The sequence below is a fragment of the Nocardia callitridis genome (assembly GCF_039543305.1).
In the GTDB taxonomy this organism is placed as follows: Bacteria; Actinomycetota; Actinomycetes; order Mycobacteriales; family Mycobacteriaceae; genus Nocardia; species Nocardia callitridis.
In genome coordinates, this window is the sequence record NZ_BAABJM010000003.1 from 281626 (window position 1) to 308369 (window position 26744).

The 26744-nt window shown below is 68.3% G+C and carries 22 protein-coding genes; 7 read left to right on the forward strand and 15 right to left on the reverse strand.

Going from position 1 to position 26744, the window contains the following annotated elements; genetic code table 11:
* Positions 1-71 precede the first annotated feature (71 nt).
* Positions 72-1133: an anthranilate phosphoribosyltransferase gene (gene trpD, locus ABEA50_RS18980; protein ID WP_345496890.1), complete on the reverse strand. Its 1062-nt coding sequence runs from the start codon at positions 1131-1133 to the stop codon at positions 72-74.
* Positions 1134-1204: 71 nt separating this feature from the next.
* Positions 1205-1825, reverse strand: a complete 621-nt coding sequence (locus ABEA50_RS18985) for a hypothetical protein (RefSeq protein WP_345496891.1) — start codon at positions 1823-1825, stop codon at positions 1205-1207.
* A gap of 185 nt (positions 1826-2010) precedes the next feature.
* Here ABEA50_RS18985 and ctaE point away from each other — a divergent pair, with 185 nt between their 5' ends.
* From ctaE to qcrB, 4 genes are all read left to right on the forward strand, one after another.
* On the forward strand, positions 2011-2625 hold the full coding sequence (ctaE, locus tag ABEA50_RS18990; protein ID WP_345496892.1) for an aa3-type cytochrome oxidase subunit III: 615 nt from the start codon (positions 2011-2013) through the stop codon (positions 2623-2625).
* 56 nt (positions 2626-2681) lie between these two features.
* Positions 2682-3563 carry a cytochrome bc1 complex diheme cytochrome c subunit gene (gene qcrC, locus ABEA50_RS18995; RefSeq protein WP_345496893.1) on the forward strand — a complete coding sequence of 294 codons (882 nt, stop codon included), beginning with the start codon at positions 2682-2684 and terminating at the stop codon, positions 3561-3563.
* 121 nt (positions 3564-3684) lie between these two features.
* Positions 3685-4872, forward strand: a complete 1188-nt coding sequence (gene qcrA / locus ABEA50_RS19000; RefSeq protein ID WP_425577672.1) for a cytochrome bc1 complex Rieske iron-sulfur subunit — start codon at positions 3685-3687, stop codon at positions 4870-4872.
* Positions 4869-6497, forward strand: a complete 1629-nt coding sequence (qcrB, locus tag ABEA50_RS19005; RefSeq protein ID WP_345496895.1) for a cytochrome bc1 complex cytochrome b subunit — start codon at positions 4869-4871, stop codon at positions 6495-6497. The genes qcrA and qcrB overlap by 4 nt, the downstream gene beginning before the upstream one ends.
* A 287-nt stretch (positions 6498-6784) precedes the next feature.
* Here qcrB and ABEA50_RS19010 read toward each other — a convergent pair whose 3' ends face one another.
* Entirely contained in the window at positions 6785-7279 is a 495-nt protein-coding gene (locus ABEA50_RS19010) for a polyadenylate-specific 3'-exoribonuclease AS (RefSeq protein ID WP_345497148.1), read from the reverse strand.
* A gap of 177 nt (positions 7280-7456) precedes the next feature.
* Here ABEA50_RS19010 and ABEA50_RS19015 point away from each other — a divergent pair, with 177 nt between their 5' ends.
* Entirely contained in the window at positions 7457-8842 is a 1386-nt protein-coding gene (locus tag ABEA50_RS19015; RefSeq protein WP_345496896.1) for a class II 3-deoxy-7-phosphoheptulonate synthase, read from the forward strand.
* A gap of 478 nt (positions 8843-9320) precedes the next feature.
* On the opposite strand, the gene pknB is transcribed toward ABEA50_RS19015, so the two are convergent.
* Positions 9321-11294 (reverse strand): Stk1 family PASTA domain-containing Ser/Thr kinase, encoded by a 1974-nt coding sequence (pknB, locus tag ABEA50_RS19020; protein ID WP_345497149.1) that lies wholly within the window; start codon positions 11292-11294, stop codon positions 9321-9323.
* Between the two features lie 158 nt (positions 11295-11452).
* Here pknB and ABEA50_RS19025 point away from each other — a divergent pair, with 158 nt between their 5' ends.
* On the forward strand, positions 11453-11821 hold the full coding sequence (locus tag ABEA50_RS19025) for an Rv2175c family DNA-binding protein (RefSeq protein WP_345496897.1): 369 nt from the start codon (positions 11453-11455) through the stop codon (positions 11819-11821).
* Positions 11822-12071: 250 nt separating this feature from the next.
* Here the strand turns inward: ABEA50_RS19025 and ABEA50_RS19030 are convergent, their stop codons facing one another.
* The 4 genes from ABEA50_RS19030 to ABEA50_RS19045 all read right to left on the reverse strand — a co-directional run bounded on the left by ABEA50_RS19030 (position 12072) and on the right by ABEA50_RS19045 (position 17724).
* A complete protein-coding gene (locus ABEA50_RS19030) occupies positions 12072-12998 on the reverse strand; it encodes a phytoene/squalene synthase family protein (RefSeq protein WP_345496898.1) in 927 nt (308 codons plus the stop codon).
* Positions 12995-14899 (reverse strand): alpha-(1->6)-mannopyranosyltransferase A, encoded by a 1905-nt coding sequence (locus ABEA50_RS19035; RefSeq protein ID WP_345496899.1) that lies wholly within the window; start codon positions 14897-14899, stop codon positions 12995-12997. The genes ABEA50_RS19030 and ABEA50_RS19035 overlap by 4 nt, the downstream gene beginning before the upstream one ends.
* Before the next feature lie 64 nt (positions 14900-14963).
* On the reverse strand, positions 14964-16643 hold the full coding sequence (gene crtI, locus ABEA50_RS19040; RefSeq protein WP_345497150.1) for a phytoene desaturase family protein: 1680 nt from the start codon (positions 16641-16643) through the stop codon (positions 14964-14966).
* Complete coding sequence (locus ABEA50_RS19045; protein ID WP_425577673.1) at positions 16597-17724, reverse strand: polyprenyl synthetase family protein; 1128 nt, start codon at positions 17722-17724, stop codon at positions 16597-16599. The genes crtI and ABEA50_RS19045 overlap by 47 nt, the downstream gene beginning before the upstream one ends.
* A 194-nt stretch (positions 17725-17918) precedes the next feature.
* Between ABEA50_RS19045 and ABEA50_RS19050 the strand changes: the two genes are divergently transcribed.
* Positions 17919-18917: a methylenetetrahydrofolate reductase gene (locus ABEA50_RS19050; RefSeq protein WP_345496901.1), complete on the forward strand. Its 999-nt coding sequence runs from the start codon at positions 17919-17921 to the stop codon at positions 18915-18917.
* Between the two features lie 221 nt (positions 18918-19138).
* On the opposite strand, the gene ABEA50_RS19055 is transcribed toward ABEA50_RS19050, so the two are convergent.
* From ABEA50_RS19055 to ABEA50_RS19085, 7 genes are read right to left on the reverse strand one after another with little or no spacing between them, the layout of a single operon-like run.
* Positions 19139-20275, reverse strand: a complete 1137-nt coding sequence (locus ABEA50_RS19055; protein WP_345496902.1) for an LLM class flavin-dependent oxidoreductase — start codon at positions 20273-20275, stop codon at positions 19139-19141.
* Entirely contained in the window at positions 20272-21078 is an 807-nt protein-coding gene (locus ABEA50_RS19060; protein ID WP_345496903.1) for a DUF1684 domain-containing protein, read from the reverse strand. Before ABEA50_RS19060 ends, ABEA50_RS19055 begins: the two co-directional genes overlap by 4 nt.
* On the reverse strand, positions 21075-22451 hold the full coding sequence (locus ABEA50_RS19065; protein WP_345496904.1) for an NtaA/DmoA family FMN-dependent monooxygenase: 1377 nt from the start codon (positions 22449-22451) through the stop codon (positions 21075-21077). The genes ABEA50_RS19060 and ABEA50_RS19065 overlap by 4 nt, the downstream gene beginning before the upstream one ends.
* Positions 22448-23587 carry an LLM class flavin-dependent oxidoreductase gene (locus ABEA50_RS19070; RefSeq protein ID WP_345496905.1) on the reverse strand — a complete coding sequence of 380 codons (1140 nt, stop codon included), beginning with the start codon at positions 23585-23587 and terminating at the stop codon, positions 22448-22450. Before ABEA50_RS19070 ends, ABEA50_RS19065 begins: the two co-directional genes overlap by 4 nt.
* Entirely contained in the window at positions 23587-23847 is a 261-nt protein-coding gene (locus ABEA50_RS19075; RefSeq protein ID WP_345496906.1) for a hypothetical protein, read from the reverse strand. Before ABEA50_RS19075 ends, ABEA50_RS19070 begins: the two co-directional genes overlap by 1 nt.
* Positions 23837-25516, reverse strand: a complete 1680-nt coding sequence (locus tag ABEA50_RS19080; protein WP_345496907.1) for an ABC transporter ATP-binding protein — start codon at positions 25514-25516, stop codon at positions 23837-23839. The genes ABEA50_RS19075 and ABEA50_RS19080 overlap by 11 nt, the downstream gene beginning before the upstream one ends.
* Positions 25513-26394 (reverse strand): ABC transporter permease, encoded by an 882-nt coding sequence (locus ABEA50_RS19085; protein ID WP_345496908.1) that lies wholly within the window; start codon positions 26392-26394, stop codon positions 25513-25515. Before ABEA50_RS19085 ends, ABEA50_RS19080 begins: the two co-directional genes overlap by 4 nt.
* Positions 26395-26744: the final 350 nt, after the last annotated feature.

The following is a 26744-nucleotide window of genomic DNA, read 5'->3' on the forward strand; positions in this document are numbered from 1 at the left end:
GTCGCAGACGGGTTGGGCATGCCCTGCGCGCCGAGTCGGGCGGTGTCGCGGGCGCGCGAAGCACACGAGATTCAGTCGTCGCCGAGCGTTGTCGTCAGCTTCGACCAGCGTGCCAGCAGATTCTCGGCAGCACCCTCGTCGATCGCGGCGGCCGCGCGTGCGATGCCCGCCGCGAGCGCGTCGTGCGGATCTGCGGTGACATCGCCGCCGGTCAGCGACCAGTCGTAGGCCGTGATCGCGGCCGCCGAATTCAGCAGCACCGCGTCACGGACGGCGCCGCGCTCACCGGCGAACACCGCGCGCGCCACGGCCGCATTCACCTCGGCGTCGCCGCCGCGCAGGGCATCCGGTTCGGTGCGCGGAATGCCGAGCCTGGTCGGATCGATGGTGGTCCTGCGCTGCTCGCCGCCGGAGACCAACCAGGCTTCGGTGGTGTCGCAGGTGGTGATCTCGTCGAGGCCGTCGTTGCCGCGCACCACGAAGGCACTGCCGCCGCGTTCGGCGAACACCCCGGCGATCACCGGAAGCAGGTCGGAGAAGGCGCAGCCGATCAGGCCCGCGCGCGGTTGCGCGGGATTGGTCAGTGGGCCGAGCACATTGAAGACGGTGGGAATGCCCAACTCCCTGCGCGCCGCGCCCGCGAAACGCAGCGCGGGATGAAACACCGGCGCGAAACAGAAACCGATCCCCACCTCGCGCACGCATCTGGCCACCGATTCCGGACCGAGCGCCAAGCGCACCCCGAGTGCCTCCAGCACATCGGCGCCGCCGCTCTTGGACGAGGCCGCGCGGTTGCCGTGCTTGACCACCGGCACACCCGCCGCGGCGACCACCACCGAGGACATGGTGGAAATGTTCACCGAACCGGAGCGGTCACCACCGGTGCCGACGATATCGACGGCATCGCCGTCGATGCGCACCAATTTCGCGTGCTGGAGCATGCCCGTCACCAGGCCCGCGAGCTCGGTGGGGGTCGGGCCCTTGATCTTGATGGCGATACCGAACGCGGCGATCTGCGCGGAGGTGGCGTTGTCGGACATGATCTCGTCCATCGCCCACGCCGTGTCCGCCGCGGCAAGGTCCATGCCTTCGGCAAGGTTTCCCAGGACCTGGGGCCAGCTGCGCACGCTCATGTCTCGTCCGTTTCTCTTGTCCGGCTCGCGGACCGTTCCTGTCGTGAAGAGCAAGTCTCGTCGCGCAGAGCCTAGTGCGCGACCGTTTTTGGGTCGGTGCGTGGTTGCAGCGCGTCCCAGCCGTCGACCGTGCCGTCGTGGCGCTGGGCGAGACCGGCCATGCGCGAGCGTTCCTGCGAGCAGTGCAGCGCGTCGAGGATTTGCACGCGTCGCAGGATCAACGGTTCGAGCCCCGCTGTTCGCGTCGTGTCGGTGTCCGCGTTCTTTGTCGTGATGGCGTCCGACTCGCGCGGATCGACCTCGCGCGGATCGACCTCGCGCGGATCGACCTCGCGCGGATCGACATTGCTCGATCCGCTGTTGCGGGCGGCGATGCCGTCCTCGGCGGTCGGGTCCGTGTTCGCGCGTCCGTCCGGGTTACCGATGTCGGCGACGCGCTGTGCGCGTTCGTAACCATCTTGCGCGGCGAGCGCGCAGACCGACTCGATCTGGTCGGCCGGAATCCGAAGATGGTGGCGCAACACGACGGGAGCGTCGCGCACCAGAGCGCTCGCTCGGTCGAGCACCGTCGAACACGCCTCCGCGTCGTCGAATCCCTCGGCCACCACCACCAGATCCGTGCGGGCCGCGTCCAACGACGCCGGTTTTCCTCGCCCGAACCTCGGCAACCAACTCCACCGTCGTGCTGTCAACATCAACTCCGTGTCTCGTGGTCGAACGCATCGTTGTCTTCGATCTTGCGCGGAGTCGGATTTCGCACCACACGCGCGGGGGGTCCACCGCATCCACACCCGATCACCAGCAACTTTCTCAGTGTTTTCCAAGACACACGCCCCCGGATAGCTCTGTCGTACTACGACGAGTCATACTTACCCCCGTGACGACCGCAGTAGGTACTCCAGGAACGGCCATAACCCAGCGAGTGCACTCGCTGAATCGGCCAAACATGGTGAGCGTCGGTACCATCATCTGGCTGTCGAGCGAGCTGATGTTCTTCGCCGGACTCTTCGCGATGTATTTCGTCGCGCGCGCGCAAGCCGGGGACAACGGCTGGCCGCCGGAGCCGACAGAGCTGAACCTCAAGCTGGCGATCCCGGTGACGACCGTGTTGATCCTCTCGTCGTTCACCTGCCAGATGGGTGTGTTCTCCGCCGAGCGTGGCGACGTGTTCGGCCTGCGCCGCTGGTACGTCATCACACTGATTATGGGCGCGATCTTCGTAGCCGGTCAGGCGTATGAGTACTACAACCTGGCCCATGAGGGCACCACGATCGCGGGTAGCTCCTACGGGTCGGTCTTCTACATCACCACCGGCTTCCACGGTATGCACGTCATCGCCGGTCTGATCGCGTTCGTGTTCCTGTTGCTGCGCACCAAGGTCAGCAAATTCACCCCCGCGCAGGCCACCGCGGCGATCGTCGTCTCCTACTACTGGCACTTCGTCGACATCGTGTGGATCGGTTTGTTCGCCACGATCTACTTCGTCCGCTGAGGCCAGCCCACAGCCTCGCATACCAGTCGGTTCCGTCTACTTCAAAGGGACAACGGATGAGTTCATCTCCCCCATCAGCGCCAGAAGCCGAGGGCCCCAACAGCCCCCGAGGCCTCGGCGACGGCCAGGCCAGCAAGACGCGCAGGCAGCGCCGTATTCGCCGACGCATCGCGGGCGGGCTCGCGCTGCTGGTGGGCCTCGTCGGCGCGGGCATGCTGGCGACGGCACTGACACCGGAGCCGCAGCGCGCCACCGCCAACGAGGACACATCGGCACTGATCCGCGAGGGACAGCAGCTGTTCGACAGTTCGTGCATCACCTGCCACGGTGCCAACCTGCAAGGTGTGCAGGATCGCGGCCCGAGCCTCATCGGCGTCGGCGAGGCCGCCGTCTACTTCCAGGTGTCCTCCGGTCGGATGCCGATGGCGCGCAACGAAGCTCAGGCGCAGCGCAAACCGGAGAAGTTCGACGCACACCAGACCGACGCGCTCAGCGCCTACGTCGCGGCCAACGGTGGCGGCCCCACCGTCGTGCGTGACGCGAACGGTGAGGTGGCCCAGGAGTCGCTGCGTGGCGCCGATATCGCCCGCGGCTCCGAGCTGTTCCGGATGAACTGCGCGTCCTGCCACAACTTCACCGGACGCGGCGGAGCGCTCTCGTCCGGCAAGTTCGCGCCGCCACTGGAACCCGCCAGCGAAGCCCAGATCTACGCGGCGATGCAGACCGGCCCGCAGAATATGCCGAGGTTCTCCGACCGGCAGCTCAGCCCGGAAGAGAAGCGCGACATCGTCGCCTACGTGAAGAACTCGAGCGAAGAGAAGGCCCCCGGCGGCTGGGATCTCGGTGGGTTCGGTCCCGCCACCGAGGCACTGGTCATCTGGGTTGTCGGCATCACGCTCGTCGTCGGCGCGGCGATTTGGATCGGATCCCGGTCATGACCGAGGTGCGCGGTGCCGGCGTCCCGGGTATGCCGAAAGGACACCGCATGGCAGGGATGCGCCCGGAGGCCCCGGTCATGTCGAAAGGACACAGGTCATGACGGACAAGGAGCGAGACGACATGGGTCGGCCGGATGGGGGCGAGTCCCCCGCGGGCAGCGTCGAGTTGTCGAACGAGAAATCGGTGAGCCACACTCCCGCCGAGTACACCGAGGAACAGCTCGACGCGATGTCGCGCGACGAACTCGTCGAGATCGGCACCAACCGCGACGGCGTCGACGTCGCCTACCGGCGTGAGCGGTTCCCGATCGAAGGCACCCGCGCCGAGAAGCGTGCCGAACGCGCGGTGAGCTTCTGGTTCGCGGTTTCCGGTATCGCCGCCATCGCGTTGGTCGGCGTATTCCTGTTCTGGCCTTGGGAATTCAAGGGCAACGGCGAAGCGGGCCACGGCGCGTACTCGCTGTTCACCCCGCTGATCGGCATCACCTTCGGTGTCTCGGTGCTGGTGATCGGTGTCGCGGTGGTGTTGATCCGCAAGCTGTTCATCCCCGCGGAACTGTCCATCCAGGAACGCCACGACGGTCCCTCGGACGAGGTCGAGCGGCGCACCCTGGTCGCCGAGCTGTCCGACGCGCTCGACACCTCCACCCTGGCCCGGCGCAAGATGATCACCCGCACCGCGGGCGCCGGTGTCGGCGTGCTCGGTGTCGGCGCGCTCCTGGTGTTCGTCGGCGGCCTGATCAAGAACCCGTGGGCCAAGGGCGACAAGTCGCCGCTCGCGGTGTCCGGCTGGACTCCCGACTTCGAGGGCGAGACCATCTACATTCGCCGCGACACCGGCCGTCCGGAAGACATCGTGCTCGTCCGTCCCGAGGACCTGGACACCGGCGCCATGGAGACGGTGTTCCCGTGGAAAGAGAAGTGGCGCGACGACGAGGAAGCCACCCTGCATTCGCTGCGCGGTATCCGCAACGCTGTCATGCTGATCCGGCTGCGCACCGAAGACGCGCAGCACGCGATCAAGCGCAAGGGTCAGGAGAGCTTCAACTACGGCGATTACTTCGCCTACTCGAAGATCTGCACCCACCTCGGTTGCCCCACCTCGTTGTTCGAGGCGCAGACCAACCGGATTCTGTGCCCGTGCCACCAGTCGCAGTTCTTGGCGACCGAGTGGGGTAAGCCGATCTTCGGTCCCGCCGCACGCGCGCTGCCGCAGCTGCCGATTACCGTCAACTCCGAGGGTTACCTCGTCGCCAACGGCGACTTCATCGAGGCGCTCGGACCCGCCTACTGGGAGCGTCGCTCATGAGCCCTTCTGTGGCAGCCCAAGCCAACGAGGCGGACGAGCGCTACCGCGCCGCCGCCTTCATGAAGCGGTCGATCAACAAGGTCTTCCCGACCCACTGGTCGTTTCTGCTCGGTGAGATCGCGCTGTATGCCTTCATCATTCTGCTGCTGTCGGGCGTGTATCTGACCCTGTTCTTCGACCCGTCGATGACCGAGGTCGTCTACAACGGCTCCTACCAGCCGTTGCGTGGTGTCACCATGTCGCGGGCCTACGAGACCGCGCTGAACATCTCCTTCGAGGTGCGCGGCGGCCTGTTCGTCCGCCAGGTACACCACTGGGCCGCACTGCTTTTCGCCGCCTCGATCATCGTGCACCTGCTGCGCATCTTCTTCACCGGTGCGTTCCGCAAGCCGCGTGAGGCCAACTGGGTGATCGGCTCGCTGCTGCTGATCCTGGCCATGTTCGAGGGCTTCTTCGGGTACTCGCTGCCCGACGACCTGCTCTCGGGTACCGGCCTGCGCGCCGCGTTCGGCGGTATCACGATGAGCGTGCCGATCGTCGGCACGTGGATGCATTGGCTGATCTTCGGCGGGGACTTCCCCGGCACGATCATCATCCCGCGCCTCTACATCGCGCATGTGCTGCTGTTCCCCGGCATCATCCTCGCGCTGATCGCCGCGCACGTCGCGTTGGTCTGGTACCAGAAGCACACGCAGTTCCCCGGGCCGGGCCGCACCGAGAAGAATGTCGTCGGCGCGCGCATCATCCCGGTGTTCGCCGCCGACCAGGGCGCGTTCTTCGCCTTCACCCTCGGCATCGTCGGCATCATGAGCGGCGTGTTCCAGATCAACCCGATCTGGAACCTCGGTCCCTACAACCCCTCGCAGGTGTCTGCTGGTTCGCAGCCGGACTTCTACATGATGTGGACCGACGGCATGGCCAGGTTGATGCCGCCGTGGGAGCTGTATCTGGGTCGCTATACGGTGCCCGCCGCGTTCTGGGTCGCGCTCATCATGGGCTTGGTCTTCATGGTGCTGGTGATGTACCCGTGGATCGAGAAGCGGTTGACCGGGGACTCCGGGCAGCACCACAACCTGCTGCAGCGTCCCCGCGACGTGCCGGTGCGTACCGCGATCGGCGCGATGGCCATCGCGTTCTACCTGGTGCTCACGCTCTCGTGCGTCAACGACATCATCGCGCTGAAGTTCGATATCTCGTTGAACGCGACCACCTGGATCGGTCGAATCGGCCTGCTGCTGGCGCCGCCGATCGCCTACTTCGTCGCCTACCGGTTCTGCCTCGGCCTGCAACGCAGCGACCGCGCGGTGCTCGAGCACGGTATCGAGACCGGTGTGATCAAGCGCCTGCCGCACGGCGAGTACATCGAGGTGCACCAGCCGCTCGGCCCGGTCGACGACCACGGCCACCCGATCCCGCTGGAGTACCAGGGCGCTCCGGTCCCGAAGAAGATGAGCAAGCTCGGTTCGGCCGGTAAGCCAGGCACCGGTAGCTTCCTGCGCGCCGACCCGTGGCAGGAGAGCGAGCAGCACTTCGAGATCGAAGAGGCCGAGGAGCACCGGCAGCTCGCCGTCCTGCGCAAGGAGCAGGAAAAGGGCAACGGGCACAACGGAAACGGCAGTCACTGAGCCGGTTGCCGTTGCGAACATCGAAGGCCCCGAGTCGATTCATCGGGTTCCAGGGGCCGTCGCGACACTGGTGGTCGTGTCAGGCAGCCAGTAGCTGAGCAAAACGCTCGGCTGGGGTATCCCAGCCGAGCGTTTTTGCGTAGTCGAGGCGTTGAGTTCGGTGGCGACACCGTCGAGTTTGTTCGCGGGTGTGCGGAAAGAGGTCGGTTCGCTCGAGGAAAGTACTGCCGCCGCAGACCGTTCGCGTTCGAGCCGAGCGCTGCCCGTGCCGTGCTCGAGCGAGGTAGCTACTTCGCCGCGCGCCTGGCGACCTCGATGGCCTCGAATTTGGCCAGGTTGTGGCGGGCGTCGGCGAGCGCGTCGTGCGCGTCCGCGGGGACCGGCGGCAGATCGGGGCGGCCGTGCGCCTCCCAGTGCTGACGCAGCTCGTTGGTGTAGCGGGGCATGGTGGTGGGCAGTTCGGTCATCGAACCCCACAGCTGGCACAGCGCGACATGGTCGTAGGCGGCGACCCAGGCCCACAGCTCCGGTTGCACGGTGGGGCGTGGGAGCAGGAACTTGTAGAGGTCGTCGCGGATGCGCGCGCGGCTGCGCCACAGCGGGGACGCGGGAGCAGGCAGTTGCGGTAGCACGTGCTTGCGCACCCAGGGGCCCGCGCGGTCGGGATCGAACTCGGTGGAGACCGCGTAGTACTCCCGTCCGTCCTCACAGACCACGCCGATGGAGACGAGATCGATGGTGACGCCGTCTTCGACGAACTCGGTGTCGTAGAAATATCGCAGCGAGATCGGTTTCCCCTCGATGAGTTGGCTGGCCGCCTTGCCCACCAACCCTATGCCGCCCAGCACGCGGACTCGCAGGCAAGGGGTACTCCATGACACGTCGCCTTGTCGCGGTGTGCGTTGTTCGGCTCGGCGACCGGGTGACCGGGCCGCACGCGTCGTCCGTATTCTGGGTGGGTGAACTGGACCGTCGATGTACCGATCGATCGCTTGCCCGAGCTGCCACCGCTGCCGGTCGAACTGCGGAGGCGGCTCGACGACGCGCTGGCGCGACCCGCCTTGCAGCAGCCCTCCTGGGATGAGCAGCAGGCCGCCGACATGCGCACCGTGCTGGAGAGCGTGCCGCCGATCTGCATGCCCGCCGAGGTGGAGGAGCTGCGCACGCAGCTGGCCGAGGTCGCGCGCGGGGAGGCATTCCTGTTGCAGGGCGGCGACTGCGCGGAGACCTTCGCCGACAACACCGAGCCACACATCCGAGGCAATATCCGCACCCTGCTGCAAATGGCGGTGGTGCTGACCTACGGCGCGAGCCTGCCGGTGGTGAAGGTCGCCAGGATCGCGGGGCAGTACGCCAAGCCGCGCTCGGCCGACACCGACGCGCTCGGCCTGCGGTCCTACCGCGGTGACATGGTGAACTCCCTGGTCGCGGATGCCGCACTGCGCGAACACGATCCGTCGCGGCTGGTGCGTGCCTACGCCAATGCCAGCGCGGCGATGAATCTGGTGCGCGCGCTGACCGGCGCGGGCATGGCCGACCTGCACAAGGTGCACGACTGGAACCGCGACTTCGTCGCGCAGTCGCCCGCGGGCGCCAGGTACGAGGCGTTGGCCGAGGAGATCGACCGCGGTCTGGCCTTCATGAAGGCGTGCCGGGTGAACGATCCGAGCCTGGAATCGGCACGGATCTACGCCAGCCACGAGGCGCTGGTACTCGACTACGAGCGGGCCATGCTGCGGCTGAGCCAGAACGCGGCGGGCGAGCCGGTGCTCTACGACCTGTCCGCGCATTTCCTGTGGATCGGTGAGCGCACCCGCCAGTTGGACGGTGCGCACATCGCGTTGGCCGAGCTGATCTCGAACCCGATCGGGTTGAAGATCGGGCCGACCACGACGCCGGAACAGGCCGTCGAGTACGTGGAGCGGCTCGACCCGAACAACGAGCCGGGCCGGTTGACGTTGGTGTCGCGGATGGGCAACGGCAAGGTGCGCGACGTATTGCCGGCGATCATCGAGAAGGTGCAGGCGACCGGTCACCAGGTGATCTGGCAGTGCGACCCGATGCACGGCAACACCCACGAGGCCTCGACCGGCTTCAAGACCAGGCATTTCGACCGCATCGTCGACGAGGTGCAGGGCTTCTTCGAGGTGCACCACGCGCTGGGCACCCACCCCGGCGGCCTGCACATCGAGCTCACCGGCGAGGACGTCACCGAATGCCTCGGTGGCGCACAGGACATCTCCGATCTCGACCTGTCGGGGCGCTACGAGACGGCATGCGACCCGCGGCTGAATACCCAGCAGTCGCTGGAGTTGTCGTTCCTCGTGGCGGAAATGCTGCGCTGAGACAGGAATGCTGCGCTGAGACAGGCCGCCGCGCGACCGTCCCCTCGGCTTCGTGCACGAGGGGACGGTGACACAAACACGTGCCGCCGGCGGCGGTGCGGTGTCCGCCCAGCGAAGGTAGCTCGTCGCGGGCATGAGATCTCCTGCGGGACCGCGGTTTCGGCCACCTGCGGCGCCCGTCGCGGGCGTTCCGGTCTGTGACGATGTCGCCGCGCCGGGTACGCGATGGCACCTCGATGCCGAGCGAATACGGGGCGGCCCGCAGCTACTGCGTGAACGGTCACAGCCACCGCGCCGAAGGCGCCGACGTGCTGGTCACCACTGGCGCACCACAGTCCAATCACGCACGACTGACCGCCGCCGCTGCCGCGCGTGCGGGGCTGCGTTCAGTTCTCGTCTTCCCCGGACCGCCGCCTACCGAATCGCGCGCGAATGGTCGCGGCCACTGCGCTAACGGTCGCGGCCCCTGCGCTAACGGTCAGGGGAGAGCGACCAGGGAGACGGTGCTGCCCGGCTCCACATTCGATCCGATCGACGGGGTCTGCGAGACCACGAGTGAGGAATCCGAGCGGGTGAGCTGGCTGACCTGAACCTGCAATCCCATGCCCTCCAGGCGGCTGCGCGCATCGCCGACCTTGGTGCTGAGCAGGCTCGGCATCTCCAGCGCGTTGGAGACGAGCAGCACGACGCCGTCGCCGGATTGCACGGTGGCGCCCGCGCCGGGGGTGGTGCCGATGACCTTGTCGAGCTTGACGTTGCGGTCGAACCGGCTTTGGTGCTCGCGGACATCGACCCCGGCGTCGATGAGGATTCTCTCCGCCTCGGTGGCGTCGCGTCCGCGCACGTCCGGCAGGCGCACCGGGTGAGATCCCTTGCTGGAGAAGACCTTCACCTGCGCGCCGAGCGGCAGCGGTGTGCCGGGGCTCGGTTCGACCTTCGCCAGGGTGCCTTCGGGTGCGGTGCTTGGTGCCTTGCCGCTGTCCACGGGGACCAGGCCCTGATCGCGGATGAGCTGGTTGACGTCCGCGAGGTTGTTGCCTGCCGAGACGTCAGGGACGGCGGGTTTTCCGCTGGAGACGAGCACCGCCACCGTCGACCCCTTGGTGACTCGCGCACCGGCCGAGGGGTCGCTCCCGACCACCCCGCCCACCGGAATGGTGTCGGAGGTCTTCTGCCGGATCGTGGTGTCGAATCCGGCGGCGGCGAGCACCGCTACGGCGGCCTCGGCGTCCTTGCCCGCGATGGACGGTACGGGGGAGTAGCGGCCGACACCCAGCCACCAGCCGCCGATCCCGACAACGAGCGTCAGGATGACGATGAGCGCCACCCACAGCCACACCACGCGGCGCGAACGGGTGTTGCCGGTGTCGTCGGCCCGATATGCCGAGGCCGCCGCGTGCTGCAGCGGTTGCTGATGGCCGGGTCGGCCGTAGTCGCCGTAGTCGGGCGCCGGGTAATCGGGTCGAGGCCGAGGCGCCGTGACGACCTTGGTGTGTTGCACGGTCGGCGGCGCGGGTGCTGGCTGCCGGGGCGGCGGCTGCTGACCGAAAGGGGACGGGCTTGGTGCTGGCGGTACCGCGGGGATGGCGGCGCTGTGATGCTCGGCCGACTCCTGGGGTGCGGGCACCCGGTAGGGCGGTAGGCGTAGCTCCGCGGCGATCTCGCGGAGCGCGGCGACCATGGCGTTGGCGTCGGCGTAGCGATGTGCTGGTTCGCGTGCGGTGGCCTTGGCGACGAGTTCGTCGAATTCCGGCGGCACCCCGTTGATCGATTCGCTCGGGCTCGGGACGTCGTTCTCGATGCGTTGATACGCCACCGACAGTGAGGTGTCGCCGGTGAAGGGCACCGATCCGGTGAGCAATTCGTAGATCAGCACACCGAAGGAGTAGACGTCGCTGCGCGCGTCGGCGGTACCGCTGGTGACCTGCTCGGGGGAGAGGTAGGCGGCGGTGCCGAGGATGACGCTCGCGGAGGTGGTGTTGGCGGCGGCGACCGCACGGACCAGGCCGAAGTCGGCGATCTTCACTTCGCCGCTGTCGGAGATGAGCACGTTCTCCGGCTTGATGTCGCGATGTACCAGGCCGCCCGCGTGTGCGACGCCGATCGCGGCGAGTACCGGCTCGGCGACCGCGCGCACCGCGTGCGGTGGCATCGGCCCGCGCTCACGCAGCAGTTCGCGCAGCGTGCCGCCTTCGACGAGTTCCATGATCAGGAACGGGTATTCACCGTCGATGCCCTGGTCGTAGACGGCGACCAGCGAGGAGTGCTTGAGCTTGGCGACGGCCCGCGCCTCGAATTCGAAGCGGGACAGGAATTGGGGGTCGCCCGCGAACTTGGGGTCCATCACCTTGATGGCGACCGGTCGGTCCAGGCGGGTGTCGACGCCGCGGAAAACCATCGACATTCCGCCGCGTGCGATCGGCGCATCGATCCGATAGCGCCCTTCCAGCATCTGGCCGATCAAGTGGTGTCCTCCGGCTTTCACAAAATTATTCACCTCCCGCGGGCGCGACAAGCGACGGCCGCTCGGTGCGGCCCCCACGATGGTATCGACCGATCAGCCCCGGGTGTCTCACGACGTGCTGTGGGCGACCGTCTACCGTTATCCGGGTGAGCGCATTCCCCTACAGCGATGATGTCCTGGACGAGTCGGTGCCGGTATTGCCACTGCCCGAGGTGGCCGACCGACTCGGTGTCGTGGTGACCCGCGTCCATCAGATGCTGCGTGACTACCAGCTCATCGCGGTGCGCAGGGACGGCGTCGCCGTCGTCCCCGAACGCTTCTTCGACAAGGAGGACGCGGTCGTGCGGTTCCTCCCCGGCCTGATCACGGTCATGCGCGACGCGAAGTACACCAACGAGGAGATCCTGCGATGGATCTTCACCGAAGACGACACCCTGCCGGGCAGGCCGGTTGACGCCCTGCACGGCCCCCTCGCCCGTGAGGTGATCCGCCGAGCCGCCGCCGACCCGTTCTGAGCCTTCGGGTGCGGCCGCTGCGCCGGCCGCGTCACATTCTCGCCGTACCGAGAACAAGTCACCGCGGCGCCTTCCTGGCGCGCACCCACACGATCACCAGGAAGCGCGCAGGAGAAACCACCTGGCACCGGCCCTGGACGTCCCGACGACCGTGCGGCGCGGCCGGAAGGATCGCCGATGCGCCGCAGCGCCGAGATCGACAGGACCTCGCGGGGCCGAACCGAGTCCCACTCTGCTCTTTTGTCGACCCCTAGCGTCGAGGCGCGGCGAATTGCGTGACGGCGGTGCGGATTCGGTGAAATCCGGGGACTACCGCGCGGGTGGCGAAAATCTGGTAATCCGCCGCTTCGATACGCGACAGGATGTCCGCGTACAGCGCGGCGGCGGTGTGAATGGCGGGTCGAACGCGAGGAGTGAGCAGCTCGATGCCGGGCAATGCCCGCCGATACCCGTCCCTATTGACAGCGATCAGGTGCCGCAACATGTTCCGCACCCGAGGGTCGGTCGCGGCGGTACGTCGGCAATGGCCTAGCAGCGCCGCATCGACCCCGAACGCGGCAAGCTCGTCGGCCGGCAGGTAGATACGGTCTCGGTCGAGGTCTTCGGCGACATCGCGCAGAAAGTTGGTGAGCTGGAACGCTTCTCCGAGTTCGGCGGCCGCCGGTTGCGCTTCGAGGACCGGGACCACGGTGCCGAGGACGGGCAGCAGTTGCAGGCCGATGGCGGCGGCCGATCCGCGCATGTATTCGCGCAGTTCGCCCATCGTGGCGTAGCGGTTTCGGAACTCGACGGTTCCCGGCACGTCCATGCGCATGGAATGCAGGAAGGTGTGGAAGTGCTCGAGCGCGATGTCGTAGCGGCGAATGGTGTCGGCGACGGCGAGCAGCACCGATGACCTGGCGTCCGGTTCGATCCCGTCCCGTGCGCACGGTTCGAGCGCCGCGTGCAACTGTTTGTCGATGCGGTCGAGTTCGGCGATCGAGTCGTGGGTGGTGGCGTGGTCGACGAGGTCGTCCACGGTCCTGGCGAAGGCGTAGAGCGCGTGTACGGCGGGGCGGTGTTCGGCCGCGAGCAGGCGGGTGGCCAGGAAATAGGTGCGTCCGTGGGTGGCGGCGATCTGTCGGCACTCGCGGTAGGCGACCGCGAGCTCGGCGCTCGTCGTCGCGCCGGTGTTCATGGCTGGATCGGTGCGGCCGTCGTGGTGTCGGACGTCCCGGCGATTTCGCCGCCGGGGGCGTTCTCGGTGCCCGTCGAATCGGCGTGCGCACCGGTGGGTGTCGGATCGGTGGATCGAGTGTTCACCGACGTGGTGTCTGGATCCTCGACAGCCGTGTTGGTGCGGGGTGAATCGAGGTCGACGGCCCCCGTTTCCCTGTCCGCCTCGTCCGCCGTGCGGCGGCCGCTTTTCGGTGCGGTGGCGCGTTCCTCCGTGGGCGGCGTCGCGCGTAGGCGCAACGGGTCGACCTTGCGCAACGACATCGCGGCGACCACCGCGGCGAAGGTGGCGGCGGCGACGTGCCAGACGTTGTACAGGCCGATCGACCCGTCGGGTTGGAAGACCAGCATCAGCCAGGTGCAGACGCCGACCAGCAGCATCAATGTCGTGGTGGACAAGGCGAACCCGGCCGCGAGCGCGAGCGGCCACGAGTAGTACCACGGCAGGGCGGCGGGGGAGAGGATGACGATCGCCACGAACGCGATGACGATGCCGAGTACCGCTTCGCGTTCGTTGTGGCGGAATTTCCACCACGTCGCGGCGAGTACGGCGACCATCGTTACTTCGCAGAGCAACCGGGTGACGTCGAGGACCGGCTCCAACCGCAGCGGGCTGATCCAGGTGACGACGTGCGCCATCATGGTCGGCAGCGACAGCCAGTTGATGATCTTGTTCGATCCCGATAGGGCGGTGAGCCAGCCGATTCCGACCCCGGCGACGGCCGAGGCGATCACGAATACCGCGGCGAACACACTCAGTCCGAGTCCGGCGATCTTCGCGAACATCAGCGTCGGATGCGGCATATCCATGGTGGGTCGGGCCGCGTCGGTGGGTTGCTGATCCTTCGGTAGGTTCGTCGGATCGCGCCCTGCGCGCTGCGCGGCCCTGCGCTCGCGTTCGTGCAGCATCCAGATCCACACCAGGAACGGCAGCGCGATACCCGCGGTGGCCTTGATGGCCACGCCGACGGCGACGGCGACGATGCCGAGCGCGTGGTGGCGTTCGAGGACCAGCGCGATGCCCGCGCACATGAGCCCGACCATCAGCAGCTCGTTGTGTACGCCGCCGATCAGGTGGATCAGCACCAGCGGGTTGAGCACCGCCAACCACAGTGCGACCGTCGGCTTACCGCCGAGGTGCTTGGTCAGATAGGGCACCGCCCAGAGCATGAGTGCGAGGCCGGGCAGCATCACCAGTCGCATGGCGATGGTGCCCGCGATGACATTGTCGCCGGTGATGGCGGTGATCCCGCGCCCGAGCAGCAGGAAGGCCGGTCCGTAGGGCGCGGTGGTGGTGGTCCAGACGGTGCTCACGTTGTCCAGCAGCACGCCCGGGTTGGTGACGGGGCCGACCTTGTACGGGTCGAAGCCGTCGCGCAGCAGCGCGCCTTGCGCGAGATAGGAGTAGACGTCGCGACTGAACATCGGCACCGCGAACAGCAGCGGGAATACCCAGATCCCGACGATGCCGCGCAGTTCGTTGAGGGTCACCCCGGCGCCGGGATGCTTACCGAGCCCGATCGTGGTGCGACCGAGGCGAACCCACGCGGTGATCATCAGCAGCACGCCGATCCACACGAAGATCATCGACAGCGCGTAGCCGTGACCGAAGCGCAGCCACGACAGGTGCATCGCCTCGAGCAACGGGTCGCGCTTGCGCACGGCGCCGGCGCCGAAGCCGCCGAAGGTGATCATGAGCGCGCCGACGAAGCCGAGCAGCGCCGCGTGTCCTTCCTGGCTGCGCAGGAAGTCGGCGCTGTAGCGCAGCCACCAGCGCAGGTCGTGCCGGGTGGACGCACGCGCGGCGGGAGTGATCACGTCGGTGACGGCGGCCGTGGCGGCACGCGTTTCGGGGGATGCCATCTGGTGTCGGTCCCCCCGAATGGTCGGCGGTCGTAACCGCGAGGCTGATAGGTCGGCGCTCAGTTTACGGCGTCACTGTCGAGGCCATGGTTCTGGTGGGTGGCGTTGCGGCGTACCGGGGCGAATCGGCACCGATCACGCGGGTTGCGGCAAGTTTTCCAGACAGCACAACCGTGGGCACACCTACGCCTGGTGTAGTGCCACAACCAGCGATAACCACATTATCGCTGTGGCGGGGGAAGTTGGTTGGTCGAAACGGGCCGGTCTGTCGGAAAAGGTGCGCCGCGGAGAACGGGGTGCCGTCGAGCATGCCGTTGTCGCGCCACGTTCGCGGCGTGTCGAGGTGATCGACGGTGAAATGTTCGGCGATGCCGTGGTATCCGCGGTCAGCCAGCACCGCGAGCAGTTCCGCGAGATAGGCGGGCCCGATTCGGGCCCAGTCCAGTGGTGCCGCGCGCAGATTGGGGCACGGCGCCAACAGCGAGAACGGTTCGTGGCGTCCGTCGGCGCGGTCGATGGCGAGGCCGGGGTCGGTGACGGCGGGCCGGGTGAGCAGCAGTGAGGGGTCGCGCATCAGACGGCCGCGACCTGGGCGAGCGACGATCTCGGCGAAGGTCTTGTCCCATGCCTGTCCGAATTCGATGGCGTGGTGTGCGCGCACCCGCCAGGTGTCGGCGAGGGCGGAGGGGATGGTGCCGTGGGCGACGAAGGCCGAGGGAGCGGCGCGCAATCCGCGGCGTCGGCGGACACCGAAGCGGGTGATCTCGCCGAGGTCGGCGGTGACGACGACGGCGTCGCAGTCGAGGTCGCCGCCGTCGGTGCGTACCCGGTGGGCTCGTCGTCCCGCGTAGTCGATGCCGGTGACCTCGGTGTCGAGTTCGAGCCGTCCGCCCGCCGAGGTGAATGCCTCGGCCATGGTTTCGGCGATCCTGCGCATGCCGCCTTCGGGGAAGTAGACCCCCAGCGAGGTGTCCATGTGCGGGATGGCCCCGTAGACGGCGAGCGCGTCGGCGGGTGCCATTCCGGCGTAGAGCGCCTGGAAGGTGAACAGTCTGGCCAGCCGTGGTTCGCGCAGTATTCGGTGCACCCGTGGTCCGAGCTTGCCGAACGCGCCGAGGCGGATCAGGTCGGCGAGCGCGCGGCGCTGGTCGCTGGTGCGGACCATATCGAGCGGTGAGTCGAAGTCGGCGTCCAGGAAATGCCGGAATTCGGCCTGATAGACCCGCGCCAGCCAGGTGCGAAGGCGCAGGTAGCGGCGAGCGGTATCGGTGCCGCAGGTGGCGGCGACCTCGTCGGCCATGGCGGTGGGGTCGGCGAAGACCCTGATGGATCTGCCGTCGGCGAAGCGGGCGTGATAGCCGGGGCTGAGCTGGCGGATGCGCAGCGGGGGCGCGCAGGTGAGCGGAGTGCGGCCGACGGCGGCGAGCGCGTCGTCGATCACGTCGGGCAGGGTGAGTACCGTTGCGCCGGAGTCGATCTCGTAGTCGGTGCCGGAGCATTTACCGACTCGTCCACCGACATGATCGGCGCGTTCGACGACGGTGACGGTGCGACCGGCGCCCGTGAGATACAGCGCTGCCGAGAGCCCGGCCAGTCCGGCGCCGACGACGACCACTCGATCGGTAGGTCCGGCAACGGTTTTCACGCGGACTCCTCCGTGCTGATCCGAAAAGTGGTGGACGCGAGTGAGGTTGCGCTCATGCGGTGCGGCGGGTCGCCGCCGACGCCATGTGGGCCAGGCGATGCTTGGCGGCTGGTGTGGCGTTGCTCGCGGTGATGGCGGCGAGGCCGGTGTCGGTGAGGGCGGTGATGCGCTGTTCCACCGCGTCGACGGCGCCGAGGTCGGTGAGCAGGGTGCGTAGTCGGATGACGGCGTCGGTGTCGAGGTCGGTGCCGATGCTGGTGCGCAGCAGGGTCGCGGCGGCGGGGTCGGTGGCGTCGGCGCGGCGTAGTGCTTCGGCCAGCAGCACGGTGCGTTTGCCCTCGCGTAGGTCGTCGCCGGAGGGTTTGCCCGTGACGGCGGGGTCGCCGAAGACGCCGAGGAGGTCGTCACGCAGCTGGAACGCGACGCCGATATCGGTGCCGTAGGTGCGGTAGGCCGCGATGAGGTCGGCGTCGGCGTCGGCGAGCGCCGCACCGAGGTGCAGGGGGCGTTCGACGGTGTAGGCGGCGGTTTTGTACCGGTTGATCCGCAGGGCGGCCTCGACGGATTCGTCGCCGCCCGCCTCGCCGTTGACGTCGAGGAGTTGGCCGCCGAGCACCTCGGTACGCATCGCGGCCCATACCGGGGCGAAGCGGGTGAGCGCCGCGGGCGGCAGTCCCGACCAATGCACCATGTCGTCGGCCCAGGCCAGGGCGAGATCGCCGATGAGGATGGCGACGCTGGTGCCGAAGTGCGCGGACTCGCCCGCCCAGCGGCGGTCGCGGTGGCGTTGTTCGAAATCGACGTGCACGGTGGGGAAGCGGCGTCGGGTGCGGGAGGAGTCGATGATGTCGTCGTGCACGAGCGCGCACGCCTGCACCAGTTCCAGCGCCGAGCACGCGGTGAGCACGGCCTCGGCCTCGGCGGTGTCGGGTGCGCCGCCCGCACCCAGCCAGCCGGAGTAGGCGAAGGCGGGGCGGGTGCGTTTACCGCCGCGCAGCACGAAATCGGCCAGCGCGTCGGCGGTGTCGACGAACACCGGGCCGAGGGGGTCGACGATCTCGCGGCGGGTATGGAAGAACGCACGCAACGCGTCTTCGACGGCGGCGGCGAAGGCGGGGGTGCCCGGCGACGGGGTGGTTTCCCGCGTCGACGGAGTCTGGGTACCGGTTCCGGCGGACAGGGGGACCCTCCAAGATCATGGCGGGAGCGTTGCCCCGCGGTTGCGCGTGTGCCTCGATCATGGAATGTGTCGAGTCGAGGCCGGGATTGTGCGTGTCGCTCGGCGTGGCGAACGCGTGTCCTGGTTCGAAGAATACGCGGTGACGTCTCGACGACCCCCATGGTGCGGGCACAGGTCACCCTTACACTGAAGCGGTGACTTTCGATAACGTGCGGGGACGTTCGACCCCTGGCCGGCCGTCTCGAACGCACCCGATCGTCTCGGGGACGCAGTCGGTGGTGCAGCGGTTGCGTGCGTATCAGGGCAAGTTGGTGCCGTTCTCGGTGGAGTTCAATCCGCCGCGCGATACCGCGGCCGAGGCGCGGTTGTGGCGGACGGTGCGCCAGTTCGAGTGCATGCACCCCGCTTTCGTCTCGATGACCTATGGCGCGGGCGGCAGCACCCGCGACCGCACCGTCCGGGTGACGGGTCAGCTGGCGCAGGAGACCACCTTGCTGCCGGTGGCGCACCTGACCGCGGTGGAACACAGTGTCGCGGAGCTGCGCTCGTTGGTGGGTGCCTACGCGGATTCGGGGATCCACAACATCCTGGTGTTGCGCGGTGATCCGCCCGGTGATCCGCTGGGTCCGTGGCGTAAACACGTGGACGGTGTCGATTACGCGGAGGATCTGGTGCGGATCGTGCGCGATCTTGGCGATTTCCACGTCGGTGTCGCGTCGTTCCCGCAGGGGCATCACCGTTCGAAGGATCTGGAGTCCGATACCGCGTTCCTGGCCGCGAAATTGCGTGCGGGCGCGGAGTATTCGATCACCCAGATGTTCTTCGACGTGGAGCATTATCTGCGGTTGCGCGATCGAATCGCGGCGTTCGACCCGGTCGAGGGCGCCAAGCCGATCATTCCCGAGTTGATGCCGATCACCTCCTTGCGCACGGTGACCAGGGCCGAGGAGCTGTGCGGGCGTCCGCTGCCCGCGTCGGTGCTGGATCGGCTGCGACGGGCGGCCGGTTCCGGTGCCGAGCCCGACAATGCCGCGGTGCGTGAGGTCGGTATCGAGATCGCCACCGAGCTCGGGCAACGACTGATCGACGAGGGCGCGCCGTGCCTGCACTTCATCACCTTGAATTTCGCCAAGGCCACCGGTGAGGTGCTGACCAACCTCGGTTACGGGGTCGATACCGCGTTATCGGCGTAAACAGCCGCCCAGTTCGCGCACGTACCGCACGGGGGACCAGGCCGCGATGACATGGTGCGGTGGATCGGGAAATGCCGACTGTCGCCCCGATACGTGTCGGACCAGGGCTTGCCTCGACCGCGCCGGATTTTCCGTATGGCGCGCGTCGGGTCGGATCGCACCGTGCGTAACCGAATTCGCCGACCCGAGGGGATCGGGTCGGCGAGAGGGGCGTGTTCTCCTTACGCGGCTTGCGTGGCCTGCCGTGCCCACTCGTCGGCGAGCAGTCGGTAGGACTCCAGGCGGTCGGTGTGTCGGTAGGTGGCGCTCGTGATCACCAATTCGGTGGCTCCGGTGACGCGTTGGAGCGCTTCCAGTCGGCGCACCACGGTGTCCGGCGCGCCGACGAACTGGGTAGCCAGCCGGTCGTCGACCAGGCGCAGCTGTTCGGCGGTGAGCGGCCCAACGGTGTCGGGGTCGAGGTAGGCCGAGGCGCCCTTGCCGCTGCGGATGCTGTGCACCCAGTGGCCGTAGCTGCCCGCGAGATGCTGTGCCGTGGCGTCGTCTTCGGCGACCACGACGTCGGCCGAGACGATGACGTGCGGTGCGGCCAATTGCACCGACGGCTGAAAAGCCTTGCGGTAGGCCGCGACCGCGTCCAGTGCGGTGCCCGGCGACACGTGATAGGCCGCCGCGAAGGGCAAACCGAGCCGTCCCGCCAGTTCCGCGCTCTCGCCCGCGGAACTTCCGAACACCCACAGTTGCACCCGCGCACCCGCGCCCGGCACGGCTTGCAACGCGATCCCGGCGGAGTCGACGTAGCTGCCGTCGAGCAAGGCGCGGATCTCGGCGACCTGGTCGGCGAAGTCGAGGGGTTGGGCGCCCCGCTGTTGGAGTGCGCCGAGCGAGGCCACGAAACGGGAACGGTCGGCGATGCGGCCAGGGTCGAACGGCGGCGGAACTACCACGCCGTCGCGGACCTCGGTCCTGCGCGTCGTTGTCGTCGGCTTGGTGCGCGCGGATTCGGCGCCGAACTGGGCCCTGCGGTGTCCCGAGCGTCCGATGCCGAGATCGAGTCGCCCTGGGTAGAGCGCGTCGATGGTGCCGAACGCTTCGACGATCGAGGCCGAGGTGTGGTGGCCGACCTGCACGGCGCCGGAGCCGACCCGGATCGTGCTGGTGTTCGCGGCGACCAATCCGATCAGGGTGATCGACGAGGAGCTGGCTACCTGGACGAAATGATGTTCGGCCAGCCAATACCGGTGGTATCCCCACTGTTCGGCGTGCTGGGCCAGGTCGACGGTATTGCGCAGTGCCTCCTGTGCGGTGGAGCCGTCGCTGATGGGGGACAGGTCGAGGATCGATAGCGGGGTGCTCATAATGTCGTGCCGAGTCGCGGGTGCTGCTCGCCGGCCTCGATGGCGACGCGCAATCGATTCTCTTCCGGCGCCACCGGGCAGGTGGCGTAATCGGTGAAGGCCGCGGGCAGGTTGGCCGCCCGGTTGAAGTCCAGGACGACGGTGCCGTCGTCGGACGCGGCGCCGACGGCGAGCGACCGCGCACCGGGGTAGGTGGTGACACCGCTGGTGGCGTCGGTGAACAGCAGACGAAGCGCACCGGGCGTGCCGAACGCGACCACCCGTTCGGTGACCTCGCCGACGGTGAATTCGATGGTGCCCGCTGCGGTGTGGTGGTGGCGAAGCCCCTCGATGACCGCGCCGGTGGTGATCGTCTTCGGCTCGTCGAACGGCGTGAACCGGCCGGTGATCACCCAGTCCTGGTTCGGTTCGTAGGCGGGGATCCCGGCGAATGCGGCCAGCGTCGGCGCGGCCGGATCGTGCACGCGCACCGCGTATTTCCCGGTGCGTTGGATCACCTCGAGCACGCGCTTGTCGTTGCGCACGGTCAGACCCGGCGCGCCTTCGGCCGGTGTGATGATCTGCACGCCGGCGATGCCGATGCCGTCGTATTCGAGGCGGTCGGCGGGCTGGGCGGTGATGAACACCTTGTTGTCGGTGACCCACCAGGTGCCAGGCAGCTCGGGCAAACGTGCGGGCTGGTCGGTGAGCCAGTGCAGCGCGGTGAGGCCGAGGAAACCGAACGGGTCGCGCAGGTGTTGTTCGCGCTCGGCGTGCCAGCGTGCCCATTCGGTGGCGAAGGTGGTGGTGAGGGTGGAAGTCATGAGGCTCTGGCTCCTTCGTGGGTGATCGAGGTGTCGCGGTGGTGGGGGTGTGGCAGACCGAGATGCTCGCGCAGGGTGGTGCCGGTGTACTCGGTGCGGAAACTGCCGCGTTCCTGGAGTTCGGGAACGACGCGGTCGACGAATTGGTCGAGGCCGCCGGGGGTGAGGTGCGGGACGAGGATGAAGCCGTCGCTGGCGTCGCCCTGTACGTAGGTGTCGATCTGTTGGGCGACCGCGGCGGGGGTGCCGACGAACTGTTGGCGCGCGGTGACCTCGATGATCAGTTGCCGGATGCTGAGGTTTTCGGCCTCGGCGCGGGCTCGCCACTCGTCGGCGACCGCCCTCGGGTCCTTGGCGTGGCGTACCCGCCCTCGGGTGATGGTCGCGTTCTCCACCGGGTCGACGTCCGGCAGCGGGCCGTCCGGGTCGTAGCCGGAAAGCTCACGGCCCCAGACCTGTTCGAGGAAGGCGAGGGCGGTTTGTGGGCTCACCTGCGCCAGCCGGATGTGGCGCGCGCGTTCTTCGGCGTCTTCGGCGCTGTCGCCGAGGACGAAGGTGGCGGCGGGCAGGATCTTCAGATCCTGCGGCGCGCGACCGTATTTCGCGAGTCGGCCCTTCATATCGGCGTAGAAGCGTTGTCCCGCCTCCAGGGTGCCGTGTCCGGTGAAGATCGCGTCGGCGGTGGCCGCGCCGAATTCGCGGCCGTCCTCGGAGTCACCAGCCTGCAGCAGCACGGGGTGTCCCTGCGGGCTCGGTGGGAGGACGAAGCGCGCGGCGATATCGAATTGTGCGCCGCGGTGCCGGGTTTCGGGAATTTCCCTGGCGAACACGCCCGCTTCCCTGTCGACGACGAGGGAGTCGGCGGCCCAGCTGTCCCAGAGCGCGCGGGTGACGTCGACGAGCTCGGCGGCGCGCCGGTAGCGCTGACTGTGTTCCAAATATCCGCCGCGCCGGAAGTTCTCGCCGGTGAAGGCGTCCGAGGAGGTGACGATGTTCCACGCGGCTCTGCCCCCGGAGAGGTGATCGAGCGAGGAGAACTGTTTGGCCAGTTCGAACGGTTCGTTGAAGGTGCTGTTGATGGTGCCCGCGAGCCCGAGCCGTTCGGTGACTCCGGCCAGCGCGTCGAGCACGGTGAAGGTGTCCGGCCGCCCGACCACGTCGAGGTCGTGGATGCGGCCGAGGTGTTCGCGCAGCCGTAGACCTTCGGCGAGGAAGAAGAAGTCGAAAAGGCCGCGTTCGGCGGTGTGCGCGAGGTGGACGAAGGAGTCGAAGTCGACCTGGCTCTTGGAGTCGGGGTCGGCCCAGACGGTGGTGTTGTTGACGCCGGGGAAGTGTGCGGCGAGATGGACCTGTTTGCGTGGTGTGCCGGTCACGACGGAGTTCCTTCGGTGCTGGTCGCGTAGCGGTTTGCCGGTCGTGGCAAGCCGAGGCGGGCTCGTAAGGTGGTGCTGGGGACGGCGTTTCGGCCGAGTTCGGACAGCTGGGCGATGGTGGCGGCGACGGCGAGGGGACGCAGGGTGACCCCGTCGGCGGCGCCGGACTCGTGCACGGTGTCGAGCAGCGCGCGCAGTTGACTCGCGGTGCCGAGGTGGCGCAATCCCGGTGTGCTGGCGGTGGCGGCGGGCGTGTCGGCGGCCCACGCGTCGAGCTGCGCGAGCCCGGCTTCGGCGGCGTCGGTGCTCGCGGCGAGCAAGAGGTCGAGGTCGAGCAGCACGGCGACGGTGTCGGGGTCGCGGCCGGCGTCGGCGAGGGCGGTGCGCAGCAGGGTGCGGCGCGCGCGGGCGGTCGCCAGGTCGGGTGCGCTGACACGGATCAGGTCGGCCCTGGCGACGGCGACCTTGGCGCTGTCCTCGTCGTCGGCGCGCACCGCGACGATGGGCTGCCCCTGGGGTGAGCGCGGGGTGATCGATGGCCCCTTGACCGAGAAGTTCTCGCCGTGGAAGTCGATGTAGTGCAGCTTGTCTCGATCGATGAACCGGCCGGTGGACTGGTCCCTGATCTCCGCGTCGTCCTCCCAGCTGTCCCACAGGCGAGCGGCTACCTCGATCGCCTCGTCGGCCTCGTGCCACAGCGACGGCGTGCTCTGCACGACCTTGCGTCCGAATGCCCGTGCCTCCTCGGTGGTTTCGGACACGGTGACCTCCCATCCCGCGCGGCCCATGGACACGAAATCGAGGCTCTGGACGGCCTTGGCGAGGTGGAAGGGCTCGGTGTGGGTGACGGTGGCCTGTGGCAGCAGTCCGATGCGCTCGGTGCGTGCGGCGACCCGCGCGGCGATGGCGACCGCGTCGAGCCTGCCCCTTGTCACGTCGGGGCCGCCCGGTTGCAGGCCGAACGAGTCGGGCACGAAGACCGCGTCCAGGCCCGCCGCTTCGGCCGCACCGATGGTCTCGGCCCAGTAACCGCCGGTGAAGAGGTCTTCGGCGCGCGAATCGGCGCGCCGCCACGACGCGGGATGCACACCGGTCCCCGCGAGTTCCACGGCGAGTAGCGGTTCGGAATCAGGCATCAGTACAGCCCTTCCCATTCGTTCGGTCGTGCGGAGGGATTGCCGATCGCACCTGCGGCGTCGGGCGCGAGAAACAGCGCGTAGCGCCAGTCCATGGCAGTGGTGTCGCGGCGTGTCGCCAAGGCCCGCCGCAGCTTTCGATGCGGCAAGCGCCACCAGGGTGTGCGCGCGGCGACGGGATCGAACGCTCGCCGGTGCGTGCGCCCGAGCGTCGCGCGCGGGGGAGTACGACCGTGGCAGTAGCGCGAATCAGCGGTCATGATCGTCCTTTCCGAAGACGGGCGCGGGTACGGCGGCGAGCAATTCTTTGGTGTAGGCGTGCCGCGGGTGCTCGAAGATCTCCTCGGTGACACCGGCTTCGACGATGCGGCCGTGGCGCATCACCGCGACCTGATCGCTGATCCTGCGCACCACGGCCAGGTCGTGGGAGATGAACAGGTAGCTCAGCGACAGCTCCGTTTGCAGCCGGTCCAGCAGTTCCAGGATCTGTGCCTGCACCGAGGCGTCCAGCGCGGAGACCGGCTCGTCGAGCACCAGCAGGTCGGGGTGCAGTGCCAGCGCGCGGGCGATGGCGACACGTTGACGTTGTCCGCCCGATAGTTCGCGCGGGCGACGCTTGGCGTAGTTCTGCGGCAACGCCACCTGCGCGAGCAATTCCTCGACCCGCGACCGGCGGGCTCGACGGTCACCGACTCCGTAGGCGCGCAACGGTTCCTCGATGATCCCCGCGACGTGCCAGCGTGGATTCAGCGAGGCGTACGGGTTCTGATACACCATCTGGAATCGCCTGCGCAGTGCGCGCAGGCGGCCGCCGCGCAGGCGCGCGAGTTCCTGACCGTCGAAGGTGACCTCGCCGCTGTCGGGTTCGGTCAGCCGCAGCGCGATCCGCGCCGTCGTCGACTTGCCCGAGCCGGATTCGCCCACCAGCGACAATGTTTCACCGCGGTGGAGTTCGAAACCCACATCGTCCACGGCAGTGATTCCCGCACCCGCGTGCCCGGTGAAATGCTTGCGTACCGCGCGCAGGGTGAGCAACGGCCCGCCGTCCCCCGCGCGTGGCGCGCGATAGTCGCCCGGCGGCGTGAGGCTCGGCGACGCCGCGAGCAGTTGCTTGGTGTAGGGGTGGCTCGGTTCGGTCAGCAGCTGGGTGGTCGGCCCCTGCTCGACGATCTGGCCCGCGCGCAGCACCACGAGTCGGTCGGCGCGTTCGGCGGCCACCGCGAGATCGTGGGTGATCAGCAGTACCGCCGCGCCGCGTGCCGCGGTCTGGGCGGCGAGCTGGTCGAGTACTCGGCGCGCGACGGTGGCATCCAGGGCGCTGGTCGGCTCGTCGGCGATCACCAGGTCGGGCCCGCAGGCCAGGGCGGTCGCGATCAGCACCCGCTGGCGTTGGCCACCGGACAGTTCGTGTGGATACTGTTCGGCGCGCAGGCGCGGCTGGTCGAGTCCGGCGTCGGCGAGCAGTTCCAGCGCGCGGTCGCGGGCCCATTTGCGGTCGGCGAGGCGGTGCACCAGCAGCGCCTCCGCGACCTGGTCGCCGACGCGGCGCACCGGGTTGAGCGAAAGACCGGGGTCCTGGGGGACGAAACCGATGCGGGCGCCGCGTAGTCGTCGTAGCGCGCGCTCGGATCCGGTGTCGATCACCTCACCGTCGAAAGTGACCGTGCCGTCGGCGATTTCGGCCTCGGTGTCGAGCAGGCCGATCACCGACTGCGCCAGGGTCGATTTGCCGGAACCGGATTCGCCGACCAACGCGACCACTTCGCCGTGCGCGACCGTCAGCGAAACGCCGTCCAGTGCGGTCACCGGCTCCGCGTCTGTGCGGTATCGCACGCGCAGGTCACGCACCCGCAGCAGCGGGGTGTCCGAGCGGTCGGTCTCGGTGCGCGGTACGGCACCCGCCGTGTCGTCGACAACACCGGTACTCATGCTGATTCGTTCCTTTCCACCGCGCGGCCGAGTCGTTGCGCGGCGATGACGACGGCGGCGATCACCAGGCCGGGTAGCGTGGTCAGCCACCATGCGGTCGCCAGGTAGTTGCGTCCCTCGGAGATGAGCGAACCCCATTCCGGGGTGGGGGGTTTCGCGCCGAAGCCGAGGAAGCTCAGCGCGGAGACGGCGATCACGGCCATGCCGAGCTCGACGGCGGCCAGTGCGAGCACCGGCTGGAACGAGTGCGGCAGGATATGGCGCACGAGCACCGTGTACCAGCGCACGCCGGAGGCCCGCGCGGCCTCGACGAACAGTGTTCGGCGTACCCGAAGCACCTCCGAGCGCAGGACGCGCGCGAAATTGGCGATCAGCGGAACCCCCACGGCGATAGCCACATTGCGCGGCCCGAAGCCGAGCGCGGTGATCAGCGCGAGCGAGAGCAGCAGCGACGGCACCGAGAGCAGCACGTCGACCACCCGCATCACCACCGTGTCGATCACGCCGCCGAGCGCGCCGGCGACGAGGCCGAGGATCGTGCCAGCGATCAACGCGATGGCGACGGCGGTGAGCGTGGCGGTGAGCGAGTTCCCCGCGCCGTGCACCATCCTGGTGTAGAGGTCGCGGCCGAGGTTGTCGGTGCCGAACCAGTGCGCGAGGCTGGGCCCCTGGAGTTTCTGCGCGGGCACCCCGGTCATGGGATCACCGCTGGCGAACACCGAGGGAAACAGCGCCCACCCGAGCACCAGCAGCGCGACCGCGGCGGCGGCGACCAGCAGGATGTTGTCGCGCAACCACTTCCAGCGGGCGACCGGGCGGCGGACGCCGGGCGTTTCGGTGACCTCGGGTGGCCGGGTCCGCTCGAGGAGATCAACCACGGGCGTGCACCCCCTTGCTGTCGTTCGAGCCGTCGGTCACCTGGTTCGCGTGGTGGTCCGGCGCGTCGGTGTGCGGGTGTCGGTCGGCCGAGGTCGACGGTGCGTCGGCCGCGTGCCTGCCGTACGGGTGGGACTGCTCGGTGTGCCGCACCGGGGTTCGAGATTTCTCGAGGCTCGGCTGTGTCGCTGTCGCGGTGTTTTCGTGTCGCGCCGCGTCGGCCTCGGGGTTGGCCGGGCGGTCGACGCGTGAATTCGTCGGCTCGTCGGCGTCATTCGCGGGTGCCGTGGCGGCGTCGGCGTCTGCTCGTCCACGCTGGGACGCCGCGACGGATGACGGTGCGGCCGCGCCG